Raw genomic sequence first — 23,158 nt, 5'->3', positions numbered from 1 at the left:
CTTATTTGATTGTACTTTTAACTAAATGAATAAAAAAATTGGTTGGTGATTTTCCTTCTTTACAATTGGTAATAGAAGGGAAGTGCTCTCTCAAATAATGCTGATGCAAACCTCCTTCAATAATAGAACTAGCTAAACTTAAAGCAAAAGAATACTCTTTGTTTACCTCTAAAATCATATCACTAATTCGGGTAATAACCCTCTTGTATACTTCAAAATAGCCTTCTTTGTTTTCTAGGTCTACTTCTTTGGTTAAAAAGGATTTAGAGTTTTCGTTCACGATAATTTTATATAAAATAATTTCATTAATATGTGAAAAATTACTATCTTCTTTTACCGTTCTTGTCGCTACTGTAATTGCCTTTTCTAACTTTTCATTAGCATCAGTAATACTAAATGTTTCAATAACTAATTGATATTCTAACCAGGCCCAATACCAAGAAGAAAGATACAAAAGTAATTTGTGTTTACTTTCAAAATATCTATAAATTGAACTCTCATTAGAACCAATCTTGTTTCCAAGTTTTTTAAATGTAAAACCTTCAAACCCTATTTCATTTATTAATAAAATACTGTGTTCTACAATACGCTTCCCTAAATTTGATGTTTCAGGATCTTTGATAAAAACTTTATCAGAAACAGAAATCTTTAAGACGGATAATAAATTTTTCATATTTTTTTATTGAATTGCAAATGTAATAGTAATACTATTAATAAATGATAGTTTTACTAATATTTAATGTTTTTTTAACATCTACGCTATTTCAATGAAGAATAGTTAATGAATAATTACTATATTTGCAAAATAAGACAGAATACACTCCAGTCATTACACTAGTTAGCATTAGTTAGATTTTGAATTTCCAGTTAGGTATTTTTTCTTATCAGAAACAATAATTTAAAACTCTTATATTTTTAATGGCAAAGTCGCAACAAACATTTAGTAAAAGTGAAAAAGAAAAAAAACGTTTAAAAAAACGTTTAGATAAACAAAAGAAAATGGACGCTAGAAAAGCGGACAAAGATGAACACGGGTCAACTGGTATACAGTTTGCTTACGTAGATCATAATGGAAACTTAACTGATACTCCACCAGATCCAGATTTAAAAGTAGAAGTTGAATTGGAAGATATTCAAATTTCTGTAACTAAGAAAGAAGATTTACCAGAAGAAGATCCTGTTAGAAAAGGAAAAGTATCTTTCTTTGATTCATCTAAAGGTTTTGGTTTTATTATCGATTTAGAGAACAACGAAAAATATTTTACGCACGTTAGTGGTTTAATTGATGAAATTGCTGAAAACGATAAAGTTTCTTTCGAATTAGAAAGAGGAATGCGTGGTATGAACGCTGTTAAAGTAACAAAAATTTAATATTTTCTTTATAAAATATATAAAATCCTTCTGAAAAGAAGGATTTTTTTTTGATATCAATAAAAATTTTTCTCCTATTAAACCTTCTTTACATTTTTAGTCTAATAAGCTGAATAAATGTAAGTTTACCAACTTAAATTTTAGATAAAACCTATTTCTATGAAATTAAAAAAATGGCTATTTTTATTACTGACTTTAACCTTGTGTCAGTTTGCAACAGCTCAATTAACAGGAAAAGTTGTAGATAATGAAGATAGTTATCCGCTAGAATATGCTAGTGTAGCAATCTATAAAACTTTAAATAATAAATTAGTTGTTGGTACCGTAACAAACAAAGACGGTATTTTTTCTATTTCTGATATAAAACCAGGTAATTATTACTTAGAAGCTTCTTTTTTGGGTTATCAAAAAAATACAATTAAGTCTATTGTTGTCAATAAAAAAGATGAGAAGAAAGATATTGGAATCGTAAAATTAATTTTAGGTTCTGGTAATCAATTAAATGAAGTTGTTGTTAGAACTGAGAAACAAACCGTTATACATAAAATTGATAGACAAGTATTTGATACAAAGAAATATCAAAGTACTGTTGGTGGTAATGCTGTAGATGTTGTTAAAAATTTACCTTCTGTAACTATTGATGGTTTAGGAGATATTAGTGTAAGAGGAAGTAAAGGTTTTACTGTTTTAATCAACGGAAAACCAACGCAAGGTGATGCAAGTACAATTCTAGCTCAATTACCTGCAAATGCATTAGAAAGTGTAGAGTTAATTACAGCGCCTTCTGCAAAATACGATCCTGAAGGAAAAGGTGGTATTTTAAATATTATCACTAAAAAAGGAGCTATTAATGGAACGTTTGCACAAGTTAATGTTCGTGGTGGATTTCCTTCAATTGAAGATTATGACGCTAAAGTAGCTGCGAAAAGATACGGAATTGATGCAACTGTCAATAAAAGAACTGATAATTGGAACTTTTCTTTTGGAGCAAGTTACCAAAGAAATGATAAAGCGGGTAGAAGAGAAGGTGAAATGTTTATCGTAAATACTCCAGAAAATAAAACTACTTTTTTACCTTCTGATGGTGAGCGTAGTTTTGATGAAGTTACTTATAATGGACGTTTCAATGTAGATTATACACCAAATAAATCTGATACTTACTCTTTAGGTTTTTTCGCCGGAAAACGTACAAAAGAGCGTTTAGCAGATATTGTATATTATGATAATCATGCGATTTCTCCAATTGGTGGTTCTAATCGTGATTATACATTTGCGTATTACAATCATAATTTAAGAATTAGAAAAGGAGATTTTGCTTTAGGAAGTTTTGATTATTCACATAAATTTGATGATGAATCTAAAATATCTACATCCATTTTATATGAATATACATTTTTAGGTGGTCCAACAGAAAACGATAATTTAGGGCATCCTGATAATAATATTGTGTATCAAAGAGAATATAATACCAATGACAATCCTTTATATGGAACACGTTTTAACTTAGATTATCAATGGAAACCTTTTTCTTTTGGAACTTTAGAAACGGGTTATCAATATCGTGATTTAGATCACACAGGAGAGTTCGTTTATGAAAGAGATGGAGTTCAAGTTCCTGAATTTTCTAGTGATGTTAGCTTAAAAAGAAAAATTCATTCTGGATATGCACAAGTTACAGGTTCTAAAAGTAAGTGGAATTATAACGCTGGTGTACGTATAGAATCTATGGATAGAGTTTATAAAGAAGCTTTACAAAGTGAAACAACAGAAAACGTATATAAGTACGATTTTGTAAAGTTATTTCCTTCAGCATCTTTACAGTATAAGATTAATGATAAAACGAATATAAAAACTGCGTATAGTAAAAGAGTTGAGAGAACTACTACTTTTAAAATGAACAGTTTTGCAGAACGTGAGCATTCTGAAGTTTTTGAACAAGGTGACAATACTTTATCACCAGAATTTATAGATTTAGTAGAATTAGGAATTACAAAGAAATTAAAAGGAGGGAATTCTATTTATGCTACTGCTTATTTTAGACATGTAGACAATGTGATTAATCGTGTAAATACGTTGGCTTATGAAGCAAATGGAGCAGTAATAGATACAATTATTAATAGAGTGTATTCTAACGTTGGTAAAAGTAATTCTATTGGTTTAGAAGTTGGCGCAGTTATTAAACCAACAAATAACTGGACTAATTTTATCGGTCTAAACGTGTATAATTACGCAATTGATGGAGTTCTTAACTTTAGACACAGAGATGGAATAGAAAGAAATTATGATATCGATTCTAAATCGACTATTTATTCTTTCAACTTAAATTCTACCTATAATTTCTGGGAAAATGCTTCCGTACAATTCACTTTTAATTACTTATCTGATAGAAATACTGCAATGGGAGAAGATTCTCGTTTTTACTCACCAAACTTAACATTCAGAAAAAAGTTTATGGATGATAAATTGACCGCTACTTTACAATGGCAAAATATTGATATGGGACTATTTAAAACCAATGAGCAACGTATAACAACATCAAGAGCAAATCAATTTTATACAAGTACAAATTATGTTTATGAAGTAGATGCAGTTTCGTTAAACCTATCTTATACCTTTAATGCTGCTAAAAATAAATCGAAATTTATTGATAGTGAGTTTGGAAAACGTGAGTTTTAAAAACGAACATATTTTAAAGAAGAAACCCTATCATTTAAAATGATAGGGTTTCTTTTTATGTTTAATTTGAAGGTTTGTCTATGAGTTATAAAACTCCATACTTTCAATAATCAGCTCTTCAGAAACTTTACAATCTAATTTATGGCTTTCGTAATCGTCTAATAAAACAAAGTTTACTTGTCCGTTTACATTTTTCTTATCGTGTTTTAACAACTCCATAATGTCAGAAAAATCTTCTTTTAAAAGATTCGTTTTATTATAGATTGATAAAATAACATCTTTTATTTCACTTACGTTCTCTGTAGGAAATCCTAATAATTTAGAAGACATAAAACTTTCACAAACCATTCCGATTGCAATTGCTTCACCATGAGTTAGGTTCTCTTTATCTTCAGATTCTAGATAAAAAGATTCAATAGCATGACCTAAAGTATGACCGAAATTTAAAATCTTTCTTAAGTTTTGTTCTTTAGGATCTTGTAATACAACTTCGTTTTTAATCTCTATAGAACGATATATTAAATCGTTAATTTCTAAACCTTTATTGTCTTTTATCTCATTGAATAGTTTAAGGTCGTACGTAATACCGTATTTAATGATTTCTGCTGTTCCAGATTTAATTTCTCTGTCTGTAACTGTCGTTAAATAATCAGTATCAACAATTACCATTTGAGGATTTGCAAACAAACCAATCTGATTTTTTAACACACCTAAATCAACTCCAGTTTTTCCTCCAACAGAAGCATCAACCATAGATAATAAAGTAGTAGGTATGTTTACAAAATCGATTCCACGTTTAAAACAAGAAGCAACAAAACCACCTAAATCTGTAATTACGCCACCACCTAAAGTGATTACTAAACTTTTTCTATCTCCACCTAATTCAGTGATTGCATTCCAAACACCAATACACGTTTCAATGTTCTTATTTATTTCTCCAGATTCAATTTCTATTACCTCAATACGTTTATCTGTAGCAAAATTTGGAATAAATTTCGGATAACAATGCTCCATAGTATTCTCATCTACCAGAATAAAGATGGTAGAATAGTTGTTTTCTTCAACTAAATTAGAAAGTTTTTCGTATGCTTTGTGTTGAAAATGAACAGGATACGTTACGGCTTGAATAGATTTCATTTATAATTTATTAGGAGTGCAAATTAAAAATAAATTATTCAATTATTACCAATCAATCGCTATATTTGTTTTACTAAATCGTTATAGTATGAAACTTTTTGATAATACAGAAATAGCTTTTTCCTTAAAGTCAGATTCAGAGTTAGAACGCGCTTATTTTCTTTTTAGAATGATTCAAAATGAACCTATGGTAAGAATTGGTACAGCAGTAACCAATTTTGCTTTAAAAGCGCATTTACCAGTAGAAGGTTTAATAAGGTCAACCGTATTCGACCATTTTTGTGGTGGAGTTACAGAAGAAGATTGTTTACCAACTATTGAGAGGATGTACACGAAAGGAGTTTCTTCTGTGCTAGATTACTCTGTAGAAGGGAAGGAGAACGAAGAAGAATTTGATCTTACTTTAAAAAAGATTTTAAAAATCATCAACTTTGGTCAAGAGAAAATATCAATTCCGTTTGCAGTTTTTAAACCTACAGGCTTTGGTAGATTTGCTTTATATCAAAAAGTAACAGAAAAAAAGGAGTTAACTGTAGATGAAAAATCAGAATGGTTAAGAGTTGTAGAACGTTATCATACAGTTTGTAAATCAGCTTTAGAAAAAGATGTTCCTATTTTAATTGATGCAGAAGAAAGTTGGATGCAAACTGCTGCAGATGAATTAATCGAAAGCTTAATGGAAATCTACAATAAAGACAAAGCTCTTATTTTTAGTACTTTGCAAATGTATCGTCATGACAGAATGGTTTACCTAAAAGCATTGCATCAAAAAGCAAAAGAAAAAGGTTTTTACATTGGAATGAAGATCGTTAGAGGTGCTTATATGGAAAAAGAGCGCGAAAGAGCTGAAGAAAAAGGATATCCTTCTACCATTTGTACAGACAAGCAAGCTACAGATGACAATTATGATGATGCCATTAAATATATGATGGAACATCCTAAAATGAGTCTATTTGCCGGAACTCATAATGAAAATAGCTCTCTTTTAGTAAAAGAACTTGCAGAAGAAAAAGGAATTGCAGTAAACGATGAACGCTTGTGGTTTGGGCAATTATATGGCATGAGTGATCATATTAGTTACAATTTATCTAAAGATGGTTTTAATGTTGCTAAATACGTTCCTTTTGGCCCTGTAAGAGATGTTATGCCATATTTAATAAGAAGAGCAGAAGAAAATACTTCAGTTGCAGGACAAACAAGTAGAGAATTAAATCTTATTAAAACGGAAAGAAAGAGAAGAAAATTATTATAATGAATACTCTAGACGAAATAAAACTTTTATTAATTAGAAACAAGCAAAGACTTGGTCAAGAGCTTAGAGAAAGTAAAGAAGCTGTTTCATTAATTAAAAAAGCGACTCATTCTAATTTATCCGAAGAAGAAAAAGTAAAAGTTAAAGAACAATTACTAGATATTTGTAAAGCGATTCCTTCATTAACAGTCTTTTTACTTCCTGGAGGCGCTTTGCTATTACCACTTTTAATTAAACTAATACCAGATATTTTACCTTCAGCATTTAAAGAAGATTATAAAGAAAAATAAGCGCATTTTCTATCAGGTAGCGCTTAAGATTTATCTTGCGAAAAGTCGAAAGGTTATATCTTTCTATCATTCTTCAAAAAAGGATGCTATTTCAATCGCTAACGTCACTATTTAATAGCATTTAGCCAATCAATAATTTATTGCAATCTAAAATTTATATATAGAATTGCGATAAATCACAAATAATCAACTACTTTTGCACGAAATTTAAGAATACACAAATGCAACCAATTAGAAATATCGCTATTATAGCCCATGTCGATCACGGTAAGACAACCTTAGTAGATAAAATTATAGATCAAGCAAAAATTTTAGACGAACGTAAAGAACGTACAGATTTATTGTTAGATAATAACGATTTAGAACGTGAAAGAGGAATTACAATTCTTTCTAAAAACGTTTCTATTCAGTACAAAGGAACAAAAATCAACGTAATTGATACTCCTGGTCACGCCGATTTTGGTGGTGAAGTAGAGCGTGTTTTAAAAATGGCTGATGGTGTTTTATTATTAGTTGATGCATTTGAAGGGCCAATGCCACAAACTCGTTTTGTATTAGGTAAAGCCTTAGCTTTAGGATTAACTCCTATTGTTGTTGTAAATAAAGTAGATAAAGAAAACTGTACTCCTGATATCGTTCATGAAAAAGTTTTCGATTTAATGTTTGCATTAGAAGCTACTGAAGATCAATTAGATTTTGCAACTGTTTATGGTTCTGCAAAAAACAATTGGATGAGTACTGATTGGAGAAACGAAACTGATAACATTATTCCATTATTGGATGCTGTTTTAGAATCTATACCAGCAACTAAATACAATGAAGGTACACCACAAATGCAAATTACTTCTTTAGATTTTTCTAAATTTACAGGAAGAATTGCTATTGGACGTATTTTCCGTGGAGATTTAGAAGTTGGTAAAGAATACATGTTATGTAAAGCTGACGGAACTAATAAAAAAGTGAGAATTAAAGAATTGCACGTATTCGAAGGAATGGGTAAAGTTCAAGTAGAAAAAGTTCCTTGTGGGGATATTTGTGCTATTACAGGTCTTGAAGGATTTGAAATTGGTGATACAATTGCAGATTTAGAAAACCCAGAAGCATTACCAAGAACAGAAATTGACCAACCTACAATGAGTATGTTGTTTACAATTAACAATTCTCCTTTCTTTGGTAAAGAAGGTAAATTTGTAACATCTCGTCATATTCGTGACAGACTGTTCAAAGAATTAGAAAAAAATCTTGCATTAAAAGTTGAAACTACTGATTCTGAGGATAAATTTAACGTTTTCGGACGTGGAGTTTTACACTTATCAGTATTGATTGAAACAATGCGTAGAGAAGGATATGAATTACAAGTGGGAAGACCACAAGTAATTATTAAAATGGTAGATGGTAAGAAACATGAGCCAATGGAAACATTGTCTATCGATGTACCTGAAGACATGGCTTCTAAAGCAATTAACTTAGTATCTCTTAGAAAAGGAGATATGTTAATTATGGAACCTAAAGGTGATTTACAACATTTAGAGTTTTCTATACCTTCTAGAGGTTTAATTGGTTTAAGAAACAGAATTTTAACAGCAACGGCTGGTACTGCAATTATTAACCACAGATTTAGTGAATATGGTCCTTATAAAGGAGATTTTACTGAAGAAGTAAAAGGAGCAATTGTTTCTTCTGCAGCTGGTAAAGCAACTGCTTATGCATTAAACCGTTTACAAGACAGAGGGCGTTTCTTTATCGATGTAAATCAAGAGATTTATATTGGTCAAGTAATTGGAGAAAACAGTAAATCTGATGAGATGGCTGTTAACTTAATTAAAGGAAAGCAATTAACAAACATGCGTAAATCTGGTACAGATGAAGCTATGAAAATTGCACCGAAAGTAGATTTCTCTTTAGAGGAAAATATGGAATATATTAAAGCAGATGAGTATTTAGAAGTTACTCCAGCAAGTTTACGTATGCGTAAAATTGTTTTTAAAGGATAATTACTATTGCATTCATTCTGATAAAGAATGAAACTTATATAAAATTAAAAAGCTCAAGTTTAAAACTTGAGCTTTTTTTGTTTTATATAAGATTCAATTAATAATTTACATCTATACCAGCTGAAACTGCCATTTGGCCTATATCAGTTCTAATAAAAAAACCTATCGTTTCATAACCAGTAGTTATTGGGAAAACAATTACTTTAAATGTTAGATTTTTAGAAGTAATAAGTTTGTTTTTTGTTAATCCTTCTATTTTTATATTTTTTATGTCTCCAGAAATTTCATAATCAAAAATGGTATAATTAGCATCACATTCATTTAAAATTTCAAATTCTATTTCATTAGCTTCATTTACTTTTAACATTTTAGGAGGAAATGTTTTATCTACTTTATCAACAGAAACGCAAGAAAGCGCAGTATTTTCTTTATCACAAGAAATAAAAGTAAAAGCGGATAGGATGATAATGAGGAAAATATATTTTTCTTTCATAGTTTTTTTATTTACTGATAATCAAAAATTATACCAATACAAAAAAGCTTAAGTTTTTAAACTTGAGCTTTTTATTTGTGATAAAAATTAATTTGAAATAGTTTCTATAAAATATCAACTACACTAACTCCATTGTTCTTTTTTGTAATTTGTATTTGAGTAGGAATACGTTCTTTTAAGTTTTCTACGTGTGATATAATTCCAATCATCTTTCCTTGAGATTGCAACGTTTCTAAGGTAGAAATTACGGTTTCTAACGTATTGCTATCTAAAGTCCCGAAACCTTCATCAATAAACAAGGAATCAATTTTTACGTTTTTACTCGCTAAATCAGACAATCCTAATGCCAACGCCAAACTAATTATAAATTTTTCTCCTCCACTAGAAGTATCTACCAATCTCGCTTGATCCGTTTGATAATGGTCGATTAAATTAAAATTAAGTTCTTCTTTTGGTTTGTAATTATCTTCCATTTTTAAAGAATACCGCTTATTCAATTTATATAAATGAACATTCGCCAAGTCTAATAAATGTTTCAACGTTAAACGCTGTACATATACATTAAATGCATCTTTAGAGTTACCGATAATTGCAAAAAGTTCTTTCCAAACTTTACAAATTTCGTTTTGTGCATCAATCTTTATGGATACCTCTTTATTTCGATCTCTAATTTCTTGGTCTTTTCTAAACGCTTCTTTTACTTCTCCTTTTTCAGCGGATAAAGTGTCTTTTTGTATTTTAAAATTTACTAAATCGACTTTACTTTCTGATTCTAAAGTTTCAAAGTTTTTAGATGCATTTAAAGCTGATATTGCTTTTACATTAGCCTCTTTTAAAGCTTTTAATTTAAGCTTCGCTTCGTTTATTCTTTCTTTGTATTGAGTATATTTTAATTTAGCTTCTTGTGGTAATAATGCTTTCTCAATTGCTTGTTTAGATTCAAAAGCACTTGTTTTTATTTTAGCTTCTAATTCTGAATTTAAAGCAATTAACTCTTCACCTAATTCCTTTTGCTCATTTATACTTTTAGCTTTTAAAGTGTCTTTTTCTGTTTTTGAATCTAATAATTTCTGTAATTCTTTTTTGCTTCTCTCAACTTTTTCAATCAATTGTTTATTGAGTAATTGTAAACTTTCTCTTTTACTTTCTACAGAAATATTGATTGGTAAAATACCAATACGTTTCGTTTTTAGTTGCTCTAATTTAATATCAGCCTCACAGATAGATTTGTTTAAATCATTTTGAGTTTTCAAGTAGGTTTCTAGTTGTTTTTTAATATTGTTATCATTTGTATGAATAACAGTAATACTTGCCTTTAAAGCCTCTAAATTCTTCTCCTTTTGATTAAAATTGGTCGTTAATTCTTTTAATTGCTGAATAAATACATTTGTTTCTTCAACCAAAGGCAATTCGTAGTTGAATTTTGCCAGTTTCGTTTTTAAATCATTTTCTAAAACCGAACACGTTGTGGTTAAATTGATAATTGATTCATTTTTCGTTTCAATTGTAGCATTTGAGTTTTTATTCTTCTCATTAAGTGTTGCAATTATTGTTTTCAACGCACTTTCTTCTTTTTGATGTAACTCAAGACTATTTAATAATGTATCTTTTTCAGCTTGTAATTTCTGTGTCGTTTTTAAAGTTTCATCAACAATTTCAATCTGTTCTTTTACTGATTTTAAACAAGCTTCAATTTGAGTTGTATTTGTTAATTCACAATTCAATTCTAATTGTTTTGCTGATAATTGAATCGTTTTTAATTCTTCAATTATTGAATTTATTTGAGTCTTTAAATGCTCTATTTTTGTACTTAATTCGACTTCCTTTTTATCTAATTCCGTTTTAGAATCAATGAATAACTTTAATTTTTCTTGACGAGATTTTAGTTCTAATTCAGCTTTAGAAACATCAATTATTTTTGAGTGTTCAGTAAATGGATGTTCTGTAGAACCGCACAAACCACAAGGTTCTCCTTCAATTAAGTTTTTACGATCAGCTTCATATTTTAAAACACTTTTTTCTAACTCTAATATTTTAGTAGCATCTAATACAGACTTTTCTTGCAAATCAATGGCTGCTTTTTTTACCTTTATTTTTTCTGATGTTGCTTTTAAATCAACTACAAAGACTTTTTGTTTTTCTAATAATTCAGTCTGACTTTTCTCTAATTTTACTGCGTGTTCTGCAAAGTTTTTAAATTGTTTCCAATTTGATTCTTCTTTAGTTAATACTTCTTTTTGAGCTAATAAATCCGTTAATTTATTTTTTGATAATACTTCTGTAACCTTTGAGACCTCTGTTTCAATTACTTTTAGTTCAGCTACTTTTTTATCAAGAATTTCTTGCTGATTTTTTAAGTCAGAAGTAGTTGTTTCAACTTCTTTCTTTTTACTAATAATAAATTGGGAGTCTAATTTTAGCGTTTCTTTACTCCCTTTTAAAGTAGTTAATTCACTTGCCCAATTTGATATTTCTGAATCTACTTCCTTTAAAAATTTGTTTTTAAGTACAAATGCTTCGTCAATTTTAAGTGTAGCTTCTGTTTGAGTTAATGTAGCTACTAATTTTTTCTTCTCAATTTTACTTGTCTCAATTTGCTCATTTAATTCAACTAATTTCTGAGTTGATTTTTGCATATTTTCGTTTTCATTTTTAAATTGATTGTCTAAAGTAGTAATCAATTCAAGTTTTGGCAACCAAGACGAAAATTCTTTATCTGCAGTTTCTAATTCAGTAACTTGTTTTTTAGAAAGTGCTGTTAAGCGTTCAATTTCTGGTTTAAGTAATATTAATTGAGCTTCTAATTCTTTTAATTGATTTGCTTTTTCAACAGTACTTTTTTCATTTCGATTAAAATTCTGAATCAGCTCTTTAAAAGGTTCTGCCTTTTCATTTAAATCTAATAACGCTATTTCAGCACGATGCTTTTCAATAAAAAGACCTAATTTCTCGTAGTTTGAATTTAAATTTTCAGATTCCTTTGTTAACTCTTGAAATTTCTGATACCAACTAACAATCAAATTAATTTTGGCAATTTCTTTTTCTGCTGCTATAATTTTAGCATCAATCTCTTTATCTTTTGTTGTTAATTCCGTTTTTCTTTCTTCGGATAAAACATCATCAGCATTAATTTTAGATTGAATTTCTCTCAGTTTAGCATCTTCGCTAGATTTTCTATCTAAAATACCTTGACCAATTTTTTTATAAATCTGCTCTCCTGTAATTTGTTCTAATAAGCGTCCTTTTTCTGGCCCTTTAGCCGTTAAAAAAGAAGCAAATTCACCTTGTGCTAACATTACAGATCTCAAAAACTGATTGTAATTCAATTGCGTTACGTTAATAACTTCAACAAGTAAATTCCTTTTTTGATCTGCTAAAATTTCACCTGTTGTTAGGTTCTTTAAACTTACTTTTTCTTGCGGATTTAAAAGTTTCTTACCCGTACTAGATCCTAAACGAATACTCCAACTTGCTTCGTAAACAATATCATTATTTTCAAATGTTATTCTACTAAAAGCGTCATTTGCACCGTGACTAACCACATTATGCAAGGTTCCTTTTGTGCCATTAAAACGAGGTACATTATGATATAAAGCAATAGTAACAGCATCTAAAACAGTTGTTTTTCCTGCGCCAGTTGCACCTGTAATTGCATATAAACCAACATCTTTAAATTGATCGTTTTCAAAATCGATAACAATAGGAGCTGCCGATTTTAATGAATTTATATTTTGTAATTCTATTTTTAAAATTTTCATAACGAGCTGCCTTTATTGTTTTTTAACAGATTGTAAAACTTCATTAAAAGCATCCCAAATTTTGGGGTTCTTTTCTAAATCATAATTCATTTCCTCACATTTCAGTTTAAAAACTTCAGTAGGCAACAACTCTTTAATCGATTTAGTTTCTGCTAACAACTCTTCAATTCCTTTATATCTTCTTTGGTTTTTTAAAGCAATTTTTAAGATATCAAAATCATATTTTTCAGCTTCAATTTTTAAATCATCTGTATTTACAGTAGATGCTTCCTTTAAAGCAATTTCTATCCAAGGCATTAATCCGTAGGAATTAGAACTAATAGTCGGAAACTTAGTAATACATTCATCAATAGTACCTGTTAACTTATAGAAATTTCTAAAACACGGAATTACAGCATCCTGAACATCAATAATCTCATTGTTTTCTATTGTTAAAACAAGGACTTTTTTATCATAATTAATTTCACTGAAACTTAAAATATTCGGAGAACCAGAATATCGAATTTTATCATTTTCGCCAATTATTTGTGGTCTGTGTAAATGCCCTAAAGCGATATAATCAAAATAAGTAGGAAAATCATCAGCACCAATATGTCCCAAAGTACCAACATAAATATTTTGTTCACTATCTGAAACAGAACCACCAATTGCAAATAAATGTCCCATACCAATCACAGGCGCTTGAGTTGTATTTATCAATTTACATTGGTTGGCAGCAGCTTCGTAATGGTTTATTAAAGCCATTTTATACTTATCCGTTAATTCATCAAAAGATTCACCTGCAACAGCACGTCTAATATCTCCATCGCGTAAATAAGGAACTGCAGCAACAATTACTTCTTCGTTATTCAATTCAATTTTAAAAACTTCATCTTCTATGTTTTCAGTCGCTTTTCCAACAACTTTTATAGACAACACATCTAATATGTGTTTTGGCGCATTTAAAGTTCCTGGAGAATCGTGATTTCCACCTGTAATAATGATCGATTTACAAGAAGTTGCTTTTAACTTTACCAAAAAACTATAATACATTTCTAAACTTTGGTTCGATGGAGAACCAGTATCAAAAACATCGCCAGAAATTAAAAGCACATCAATATTTTGGTCAATGATATACGTTTCAATCCAACTTAAAAACAACATTTGTTCTTCTATTTGAGATTGATCGTGTAATCTATGTCCTAAATGCCAATCGGCTGTGTGCAGTATTTTCATTCCTTTTCAATTTTTGGGTTTATGAATTTTGTTATCAAACTTTAAAAATCAGTTTCTATAACAAGTAAATCACCTAAAAGCTAAATTAACTTTTTTGAGTTAAAAACACATCAACTGAAAAGATCAATTTTAAAATGTTATCACTAAAAATTAGTTCGTTTAGAAAGAAAAAAAAATTGAAGTATAATTATTGAAAGTAGAAGATGAGTATAGGCTATAATTAAAAAGGGCAAGTAGATACTTGCCCTTTATTTTGTAAAAAAAATGTGTTCTTTTTATTTTAAATCAAATCTATCAGCATTCATTACTTTACTCCAAGCTTTTATAAAATCGATAACAAATTTTTCTTTGTTATCATCTTGAGCATAGACTTCTGCATAAGAACGTAAAATAGAATTAGAACCAAATACTAGATCCATACGTGTCGCTGTCCAAATAACTTTACCTGTTTTGCGATCACAAATTTCATATAAATTATCAGCAACAGGTTTCCAAGTATATTTCATATCTGTCAAATTCACAAAAAAGTCATTTGTTAAGTGACCAACGTTGTCTGTAAGAATACCGTGTTTTGTATTATTATAATTAGTATCTAACATTCTCATACCACCAACAAGCACTGTCATTTCTGGTGCTGTTAAGCCCATAAGTTGTGTTCTATCTAACATTAATTCTTCCGGACTTACAACATAGTCTTTTTTACTCCAGTTTCTATATCCATCAGCCAAAGGCTCTAAAGGCTCAAAAGATTCGGCATCTGTCATTTCATCAGTAGCGTCTCCACGTCCTGCTGAAAAAGGAACAGTAATATCAAAACCTGCATCTTTTGCAGCTTGTTCTATACCAACATTACCTGCTAAAACAATCGTATCAGCAACACTAATTTCAAATTCAGAAGCAATAGGTTCTAATATTGATATTACTTTTGCCAAACGTTTTGGTTCATTTCCTTCCCAATCTTTTTGAGGTGCTAAACGAATACGAGCTCCGTTTGCGCCACCACGTTTGTCAGAACCTCTATAAGTACGAGCACTATCCCAAGCAGTAGTTACCATTTCTGAAACTGATAATCCAGATGCAGCAATTTTATCCTTTACATCAATAATATGATAATCAGTATTTCCTGTAGGTATAGGATCTTGCCAAATTAAATCTTCTTTTGGTACGTCTACACCAAAATAATTTGCTTTAGGTCCTAAATCTCTATGTGTTAATTTAAACCAAGCACGTGCAAAAGTATCTGAAAAATAGTCTTGATCTTTCATGAATTTTAATGAAATTTCCTTGTAAATAGGATCCATTTTCATTGCCATATCAGCATCAGTCATCATTGGGTTTTGATGAATACTAGCATCTTCTACATCTACTGGTCTGTCTTCTTCTTTAATTTGTACTGGTTCCCATTGCCAAGCACCAGCAGGACTTTTAACAGATTCCCATTCATGTTTAAATAACATGTCGAAAAAACCATTATCCCATTTGGTTGGGTGAGTTGTCCATGCACCTTCTAAACCACTTGTTACTGTATAACGTCCTTTACCAGATTTATTAGGATTATGCCAACCAAAACCTTGTTCTTCTACATTTGCATTTTCTGGATCTGGTCCTAAAACACTAGCATCACCATTACCATGTGCTTTACCAACGGTATGTCCACCAGCAGTTAAAGCAACTGTTTCTTCATCATTCATTGCCATACGTGCAAAAGTTTCTCTTACTTGAGCGGCTGTTTTTAAAGGATCTGGTTTTCCATTAACTCCTTCTGGATTTACATAAATTAACCCCATTTGCACAGCTGCTAAAGGATTTTCCATTGTTGTTGGATCTTCTACATCAGCATAACGTTCATCACTTGGTGCTAACCATTCTTTTTCTGCTCCCCAATAAGTATCTTTTTCTGGATGCCAAATATCTTCACGACCAAAACCAAATCCAAAGGTTTTTAAGCCCATATTTTCATAAGCAATCGTTCCTGCCAAAACAATTAAATCTGCCCAACTTACTTTGTTTCCATATTTTTTCTTGATAGGCCACAATAATCTTCTAGCCTTATCTAAACTAACATTATCTGGCCAAGAATTTAACGGTGCAAAACGTTGATTTCCAGAACCACCACCACCACGACCATCTGAAGTACGGTAAGACCCAGCAGAATGCCAAGACATACGTATTAACAAACCGCCATAATGTCCCCAATCTGCAGGCCACCATTCTTGACTATCTGTCATTAATGCATGCATGTCTTTTTTAAGAGCATCAATATCTAATTTCTTAAGTTCTTCATGATAGTTGAAATTTGGTCCTAAAGGGTTTGTTTTTGTATCATGTTGATGTAAAATATCTAAATTAAGTGCGTTTGGCCACCAATCCATAACAGATGAATTAGTTGCTGTATTTGCACCATGCATTACTGGACATTTACCTGAAGATGTTGTTTTTTCTGGTACAACACCACCATCTTGTTCTTGATGATGTGGACACTTATTTTGATTGTTTGCTGTGTTAGAATTTGTATCGTTTTCCATTTTAAAAGGTTTAAAGATTTCGTGCCAACTAATTTAACGAATTCTGATGATTAAAATGGTCTATTTTATTTTTATACTTTATCTCGGTATAATATTTTTTTTTATAAATAAAAAAGTATAGTTTTTGAGTATGAAAAAGGTAATTGTTGAACAAGTGAATTTAAAGACCATTATTTAGCTGAATCCCTTTTTTGTTCGCTCTTAAATCTTTAGTGAAGATATAGGGGAAGCTTCATTCAGTTTATTATTTGTTTTTATTAAAAAGAACAGGTTATTGATTTAGACTATAGTAAGTTCAATGCCTAATTCTACCAGTCTATTTTTTGTTTTAGTATCAATGTCAGAATCGGTAATAATTTGATCAACTTCATCAAGTCCACAAATTCTTCCAAATCCCTTTCTATTAAATTTTGAGGAATCTGTTAAGACAATTATTTTTTGTGCTGCTTTAATCATTTCTTTATTTAAAGAAGCTTCAAGTGAACTCGTAGTTGTGAGTCCGTATTCTAAATCGATACCATCTACCCCTAAAAACAATTTTGTAAATGTAAATTCTGCTAACATTTTTTCTCCAATAGGACCTACTACAGAAGAGGAGCTAGATCTAACTATTCCTCCTAATTGTATTACGTCAATATCTTTGTGTTCAGCTAGAATAATCGAAGTGTTTAAGGAAGCTGTCAATACAGTCAGTCCTTCTATAGGTTTTATATGTCTTGCAAATTCAATAACAGAGGTTCCAGAAGCAATTATAATACTATCATGAGGCATTAAAGTTTCGATAGCTGCAATCGCAATTTTGTTTTTTTCCTTCGGATGTAGTTTTTCTTTATAATTTACATGATGTTCTTTGATGTATGGATTTACACTAATAGCTTTCCCATGTGATCTAAACAATAATTTTCTTTCCTCAAGCAGTTTTAAATCCTTTCGAATAGTAACCAATGAAACATTAAACTCTTTACCCAGATCATTAACATTTACAAAACCATTTTCTTCAAGTTTGTTTAAAATAAGTTTGTGACGATCAACAATATTTAGTGTCATTATGTTTCGTTTTATACAAATGTACGTGATGTTCTGATCAAAATGAAGCTAAAAATGGACTTTTGTTGAAATATTTTTGTTGAAACGAAACCGATTTGTTTGTAATAGAAAGAATAAGAAAAGAAAAACAACCTAAAATCAGGTTAAACTAGTTCTTTTTCATGACAAATGTCATAGTATAATAAAAATAACCAAAAACAATCAAAAATAACTAAAAAAAACCTTTGTTTTGTTTCGTTTTGTTATACTTTTATATCAGAAATAAAGAAATATTAAAATTAAAAAATAAAATTATGAACAGAAAGGTAATGATGGATAAGTTAAGAAGTGACTCTAAGACTTACGATTTCATAATTATAGGAGGTGGTGCAACAGGTATAGGTATAGCACTTGAAGCATCAGCAAGAGGGTACTCAGTTGTTTTGCTTGAAAAATCAGATTTCACAAAATCAACATCAAGTAAAGCTACAAAGTTACTACATGGTGGTGTAAGATATTTAGCACAAGGTAATATAGGTTTAGTAAGAGAAGCTGTTGTAGAAAGAGGGTTAATGTTAAAGAATGCTCCTCACATTACTAAAAGCCAGTCATTTATTATTCCTACACATGGTTTATATGATGAGATTTTATATACCGTTGGTTTAACTTTTTATGATTTATTAGCAGGAAAACTAAGCTTGGGAAGATCTAGACGTATTTCTAAAGCAAAAACTTTAGAGCGAATTTCGCTTATCAATCCAGATAAAATTTCAGCAGGTGTTGTTTATTATGACGGTCAATTTGATGATTCACGTATGGCAATAAACGTATTACAGAGTTCTGTGGAAATGGGGGCAATAGCCCTTAATTATTGTTCTGTAGACGGTTTGATAAAAGATAGTAATGGCAACCTTTCAGGTGTTAAGGTATTTGATGAAGAAGGAGATACATCTTTTGAAATAAAAGGAAAGCAAGTTGTGAATGCAACTGGAGTATTTGCTGATGACGTGTTGCAAATGGATTCTCCAGGAGCGGAAAAAACTATTGCGCCTAGTCAAGGTGTACATTTAATATTAGATAAGTCTTTCTTACCTGGTGATGATGCAATTACAATTCCTAAAACGGATGACGGTCGTGTTTTATTCTTAGTTCCATGGCACAATAAAGTAATTGTAGGTACAACAGATACACCTCTTAAGCAAGAATCATTAGAGCCTGTAGCTCTTGAGGAAGAGATTGGGTTTATTTTAAGTACTGCTAGTAGATACTTAACAAAGGCACCAAAAAGAAGTGACGTATTAAGTGCTTTTGCGGGCTTACGTCCTTTAGCAGCAACCAAAGGAAAAGGAAATAAAACGAAAGAAATTTCTCGAAGTCATAAAATCTTTACTTCAAAATCTGGACTATTAACTATGGTAGGTGGTAAATGGACCACTTTTAGAAAAATGGGTGAAGATTTAGTTGATAAAGCAGAGAAAAACCATAATTGGTCACATGTTTCCACAAAAACGAAACATTTAAAAATACATGGTTACAAAGAAAATGTAAACTATGATAATCCTTTGCACTTCTATGGAAGTGATGAAGAACCTTTATTAGAGTTATCTAAACAAAACGGATGGGATAAATCCATAAGTGATTCTATGGGAGTAATACAAGCGCAAGTAGTTTGGGCGGTAAGAAATGAAATGGCTTTAAACGTAGAAGATTTTCTTGCGCGTAGAGTTCGTTGTCAATTATTAGATGCAAAAGAGAGTGTTAAAATGGCTCCAGAAGTAGCAAAAATAATGGCAAAGGAACTTGAAAAAGATGAAGCATGGCAAACAGAACAAGTAGCAAACTATCTAGAAGTAACGTCTAATTATATTTTATAAACAATAGTTTTAATTGAATCTAGAGACAATTAAAACCACCTAAACGAATACTTATGAAAAATAAACTAATTTTAGCCTTTGATCAAGGAACAACATCTTCTCGCGCAATTTTATTTAATCACAACGGAGAGATTGTAAGAGTTTCTCAAAAACCTTTCGAACAAATTTTCCCCAAACCAGGTTGGGTAGAGCATTGCCCTAATGAAATCTGGTCTTCACAAATTTCGGTAGCTGCCGAAGTAGTTGCTCAACAAGGTATTACTGGCGATGAAATTGCGGCTATTGGTATAACCAACCAAAGAGAAACCGTTATTGTTTGGGATCGTGAAACTAGCGAACCTATTTATAATGCAATTGTATGGCAAGATAGAAGAACAGCCAAATATTGTGATGAATTAAAAGAAGATGGTCATATAGATATGATCAAAAAGAAAACAGGATTGGTTATTGATGCTTATTTTTCTGCAACTAAACTAAAATGGATTTTAGACAATGTAGAAGGTGCAAGAGAGAAAGCTGAAGCAGGAAAACTATGTTTTGGTACAGTAGATACATGGATTATCTGGAAACTTACTCGAGGAAAAATGTTTATTACTGATGTTTCTAATGCAAGTAGAACTATGTTGTTCAATATTCACACCATGGCTTGGGATGAAGAGTTAATGGCATTATTCAATATCCCTAAAGCCATATTACCAGAAGTTAAAGAAAGTAGTGAAGTTTACGGTACTACAGCAACCACTTTATTTTCTTCTAAAATTCCAATTGCAGGTATTGCAGGAGATCAACAAGCAGCATTATTCGGACAAATGTGTACAAAACCTGGAATGGTTAAAAACACTTATGGTACAGGATGTTTCCTTTTAATGAATACCGGAGAAGAAGCGGTGTATTCAGAAAATAATTTATTAACAACTGTTGCATGGAAAATTAATGGAAAAACTACTTATGCGCTAGAAGGAAGTGTGTTTGTTGGTGGAGCAGCTGTACAATGGTTACGTGATGGAGCAAAGATGGTAAAAACAGCGCCAGGTATCAGTTATTTAGCTGAAACAGTTGAAGATAATGGTGGTGTTTACTTTGTACCTGCCTTAACAGGTTTAGGAGCTCCGTATTGGGATCAATATGCGCGTGGTGCAATGTTAGGTATTACAAGAGGTACTACGGATGCACATATTGCTCGTGCCACTTTAGAAGGAATTGCTTTTCAAGTATATGACATTGTAAAAGCAATGGAAGCAGATGCAGGTAAAAAAAGTATAGAATTAAGAGTTGATGGTGGTGCTGCTGCTAGTAATTTATTAATGCAAATTCAATCTGATTTATTCGGATTTAAAATTATAAGACCTAAAACACTAGAAACTACAGCAATGGGTGCTGCTTACTTAGCAGGTTTAGCTGTTGGTTATTGGGATAGTATAGATGATATTCAATCTCAATGGGTTGTTGATAAAGAATTCTATCCAGAAGCTCCAAAAGAAAAAGTGGACAACATGTTACATTACTGGCATAAAGCAGTGAAGTGTGCACAAAATTGGATTGAAGAATAAATACGTATCAATAATCATAAAAATAGAAAATTATGTCAATTTTAGTAGCAGAAATATTAGGAACCATGTTATTGATTTTATTAGGTAATGGGGTGGTAGCTAATGTGGTTTTAAAAGACACAAAGGCTGGTGGTGCCGGATGGATAGAAATTACTACAGCATGGGCATTAGCCGTATTTGTAGGTGTTATAGTAGCAGGGCCTTATAGTGGCGCACATTTAAATCCAGCGGTAACTATCGCTTTAGCCGTTGCAGGTAAAGTTTCTTGGGCTTTAGTTCCAGAATATATTGCAGGGGAAATGATAGGAGCAATGATAGGTGCATTTTTAGTGTGGGTATTTTATAAAGATCACTTTAAAGCAACTGATGATGAAGCGGGTAAATTAGCTTGTTTTAGTACAGGACCAGCAATTAAAAACACCTTTTCAAACTTAATGAGTGAGATTATAGGAACCTTCGTTTTGGTCTTTGTTATATTCTATATAACGGGTCCTAGTATGGATTTAGGAATTGAAGGAAGTCCTGAAGCTCTTGTAGGTTTAGGTTCTGTTGGAGCATTACCTGTAGCTTTCCTTGTTTGGGTAATTGGTTTGTCTTTGGGTGGTACCACAGGTTATGCTATTAATCCAGCGAGAGATTTAGGTCCGAGAATTATGCACGCTATTTTACCTGTAAAAGGGTCAAGTGATTGGGGTTATGCATGGATTCCTGTAGTAGGTCCTTTAGTTGGTTGTGTAATTGCAGCTTTGTTATATACTTATTTAATGTAAAATATTAGTTTTTTAGAATTACACAATGAAAAAAATATTAGTAGTAGTATTCGTAGCACTTATGACAGTGCAAATAGGTTTAGCCCAAGAAGTTGAACTAAAAGATAGTCCTATCGACTTTCATGTTGATGTAAAAACAAACCATTTATGGAGAGGTTTGGTAATTACTGATAAACCAATGGTGGCTGTGTTTTCAAAATTAAAACTAAATAAGTCTGCTAGTTTTACAACTGGGTTTTGGGGAGGAATGTCTTTTTCAAATGAAAGTGATGGAACGTCGTATAAAGAAATAAATTACTATGTTCAATATGCAAAAAATGGTTTTTCTATTGGCTTGTGGGATTTATTTAATACTCGTTCTGTGGCAACTCCAGATGTTTGGGATTATGATAAGAACACATCTACACATTTAATTGATTTACGAACTTCTTATACATTCAATGAAAGTTTTCCATTACGTTTGGAGGCTGATGTATTGTTATTCGGTAGCGGAGATTCTCAATTAGACAATGGTGACTTTGAACAACGTTATTCTACGTATATAGAACTGTCTTATCCTCTAATTAGTAAATCTAAGGTTGATTTAAAAGGTTTTGTGGGAGCAGGTTTTTCTTTTAACGGAGATACACATTTATATGGTGATGGTGCTCAAAACTTTGACTTAGTTAATGTTGGTTTAACAGCAACAAAAACACTTAAGTTTTTAGATTTAACAATTCCTGTATCAGCAACAACTTTTTGGAATCCCTCACAAAGAATCGCAAGAGTACAATTAGCAGTTAGCTTGTTTTAAATTAGATTTTTTATCAAAAAGTTACTTCCCTTTGATTCTTATATGTGTCAAAGGGAATTTTTTTTTTAAATTGTATAGAGAATCTATTAAAATAACTAAATTTTTAAACCCAATACAAAGGCTTCTCATTTCATTTTGAATCCCCAATCAAATTGACAAAATTATAAAAGTAATAACTTCTATCAAAAAGGAAAATAAATATCTAATTGAATCCTATTTCAGTGTAGTAAGTTTCCAAATAAAAATACAACTCAAAGTATCTTTTAACAAAATCTCCCTAAACTTGATGACGTAATTCAGTTTCTCTAGAATCATCAACAAAAAAGAATCATAAAGAAAGAAAAAGTAGCGACTGTACCCTTACATAATTGTCATAAAAACAGTCCAAGTTTTTATGAAAACTGACAAAATTACTGATGAAATAATTATTATTT

16 protein-coding genes are annotated in these 23,158 nt (G+C 30.8%); 9 read left to right on the top strand and 7 right to left on the bottom strand.

The window, feature by feature from the left end:
• Window position 1 precedes the first annotated feature (1 nt).
• Complete coding sequence (locus tag BTO07_RS03510; RefSeq protein ID WP_087519912.1) at window positions 2–673, bottom strand: TetR/AcrR family transcriptional regulator; 672 nt, start codon at window positions 671–673, stop codon at window positions 2–4.
• A gap of 245 nt (window positions 674–918) precedes the next feature.
• Here BTO07_RS03510 and BTO07_RS03505 point away from each other — a divergent pair, with 245 nt between their 5' ends.
• Both BTO07_RS03505 and BTO07_RS03500 read left to right on the top strand, forming a co-directional pair.
• A complete protein-coding gene (locus BTO07_RS03505) occupies window positions 919–1,371 on the top strand; it encodes a cold-shock protein (RefSeq protein ID WP_087519911.1) in 453 nt (150 codons plus the stop codon).
• Window positions 1,372–1,530: 159 nt separating this feature from the next.
• The gene (locus BTO07_RS03500; protein ID WP_087519910.1) at window positions 1,531–4,047 is read left to right on the top strand and encodes an outer membrane beta-barrel family protein; all 2,517 of its coding nucleotides are present in this window, start codon (window positions 1,531–1,533) and stop codon (window positions 4,045–4,047) included.
• Between the two features lie 78 nt (window positions 4,048–4,125).
• Here BTO07_RS03500 and aroB read toward each other — a convergent pair whose 3' ends face one another.
• Entirely contained in the window at window positions 4,126–5,184 is a 1,059-nt protein-coding gene (gene aroB, locus BTO07_RS03495; RefSeq protein WP_087519909.1) for a 3-dehydroquinate synthase, read from the bottom strand.
• 88 nt (window positions 5,185–5,272) lie between these two features.
• Between aroB and BTO07_RS03490 the strand changes: the two genes are divergently transcribed.
• From BTO07_RS03490 to typA, 3 genes are all read left to right on the top strand, one after another.
• Entirely contained in the window at window positions 5,273–6,436 is a 1,164-nt protein-coding gene (locus BTO07_RS03490; RefSeq protein WP_087519908.1) for a proline dehydrogenase family protein, read from the top strand.
• Window positions 6,436–6,726: an LETM1 domain-containing protein gene (locus tag BTO07_RS03485; RefSeq protein ID WP_087519907.1), complete on the top strand. Its 291-nt coding sequence runs from the start codon at window positions 6,436–6,438 to the stop codon at window positions 6,724–6,726. Before BTO07_RS03490 ends, BTO07_RS03485 begins: the two co-directional genes overlap by 1 nt.
• 221 nt (window positions 6,727–6,947) lie before the next feature.
• On the top strand, window positions 6,948–8,720 hold the full coding sequence (gene typA, locus BTO07_RS03480; RefSeq protein WP_087519906.1) for a translational GTPase TypA: 1,773 nt from the start codon (window positions 6,948–6,950) through the stop codon (window positions 8,718–8,720).
• 97 nt (window positions 8,721–8,817) lie between these two features.
• On the opposite strand, the gene BTO07_RS03475 is transcribed toward typA, so the two are convergent.
• The 5 genes from BTO07_RS03475 to BTO07_RS03455 form a co-directional block, all read right to left on the bottom strand.
• The gene (locus tag BTO07_RS03475; RefSeq protein WP_087519905.1) at window positions 8,818–9,213 is read right to left on the bottom strand and encodes a hypothetical protein; all 396 of its coding nucleotides are present in this window, start codon (window positions 9,211–9,213) and stop codon (window positions 8,818–8,820) included.
• 104 nt (window positions 9,214–9,317) lie between these two features.
• A complete protein-coding gene (locus tag BTO07_RS03470; RefSeq protein ID WP_087519904.1) occupies window positions 9,318–12,971 on the bottom strand; it encodes an SbcC/MukB-like Walker B domain-containing protein in 3,654 nt (1,217 codons plus the stop codon).
• Window positions 12,972–12,983: 12 nt separating this feature from the next.
• The gene (gene sbcD, locus BTO07_RS03465; protein ID WP_087519903.1) at window positions 12,984–14,186 is read right to left on the bottom strand and encodes an exonuclease subunit SbcD; all 1,203 of its coding nucleotides are present in this window, start codon (window positions 14,184–14,186) and stop codon (window positions 12,984–12,986) included.
• A 275-nt stretch (window positions 14,187–14,461) separates the two neighbouring features.
• Window positions 14,462–16,711 (bottom strand): catalase/peroxidase HPI, encoded by a 2,250-nt coding sequence (gene katG, locus BTO07_RS03460; RefSeq protein ID WP_087519902.1) that lies wholly within the window; start codon window positions 16,709–16,711, stop codon window positions 14,462–14,464.
• Window positions 16,712–16,990: 279 nt separating this feature from the next.
• Window positions 16,991–17,758 carry a DeoR/GlpR family DNA-binding transcription regulator gene (locus BTO07_RS03455; RefSeq protein WP_087519901.1) on the bottom strand — a complete coding sequence of 256 codons (768 nt, stop codon included), beginning with the start codon at window positions 17,756–17,758 and terminating at the stop codon, window positions 16,991–16,993.
• Between the two features lie 293 nt (window positions 17,759–18,051).
• On the opposite strand from BTO07_RS03455, the gene BTO07_RS03450 reads away from it, so the two are divergent.
• Genes BTO07_RS03450 through BTO07_RS03435 form a run of 4 tightly spaced genes read left to right on the top strand, consistent with a single transcriptional unit; the run spans window position 18,052 to window position 22,724 of the window.
• A complete protein-coding gene (locus BTO07_RS03450) occupies window positions 18,052–19,611 on the top strand; it encodes a glycerol-3-phosphate dehydrogenase/oxidase (RefSeq protein WP_087522537.1) in 1,560 nt (519 codons plus the stop codon).
• 53 nt (window positions 19,612–19,664) lie between these two features.
• Entirely contained in the window at window positions 19,665–21,161 is a 1,497-nt protein-coding gene (glpK, locus tag BTO07_RS03445) for a glycerol kinase GlpK (RefSeq protein ID WP_087519900.1), read from the top strand.
• A gap of 32 nt (window positions 21,162–21,193) precedes the next feature.
• On the top strand, window positions 21,194–21,931 hold the full coding sequence (locus BTO07_RS03440; protein ID WP_087519899.1) for an MIP/aquaporin family protein: 738 nt from the start codon (window positions 21,194–21,196) through the stop codon (window positions 21,929–21,931).
• Window positions 21,932–21,956: 25 nt separating this feature from the next.
• Window positions 21,957–22,724 carry a hypothetical protein gene (locus BTO07_RS03435; protein WP_087519898.1) on the top strand — a complete coding sequence of 256 codons (768 nt, stop codon included), beginning with the start codon at window positions 21,957–21,959 and terminating at the stop codon, window positions 22,722–22,724.
• Window positions 22,725–23,158 lie beyond the last annotated feature (434 nt).

It is taken from the genome of Polaribacter sp. SA4-12 (genome assembly GCF_002163675.1).
Classification (GTDB): Bacteria; Bacteroidota; Bacteroidia; order Flavobacteriales; family Flavobacteriaceae; genus Polaribacter.
Note: the sequence above shows the minus strand (reverse complement) of the source record. Positions and strands in the feature narration are given on the sequence as shown.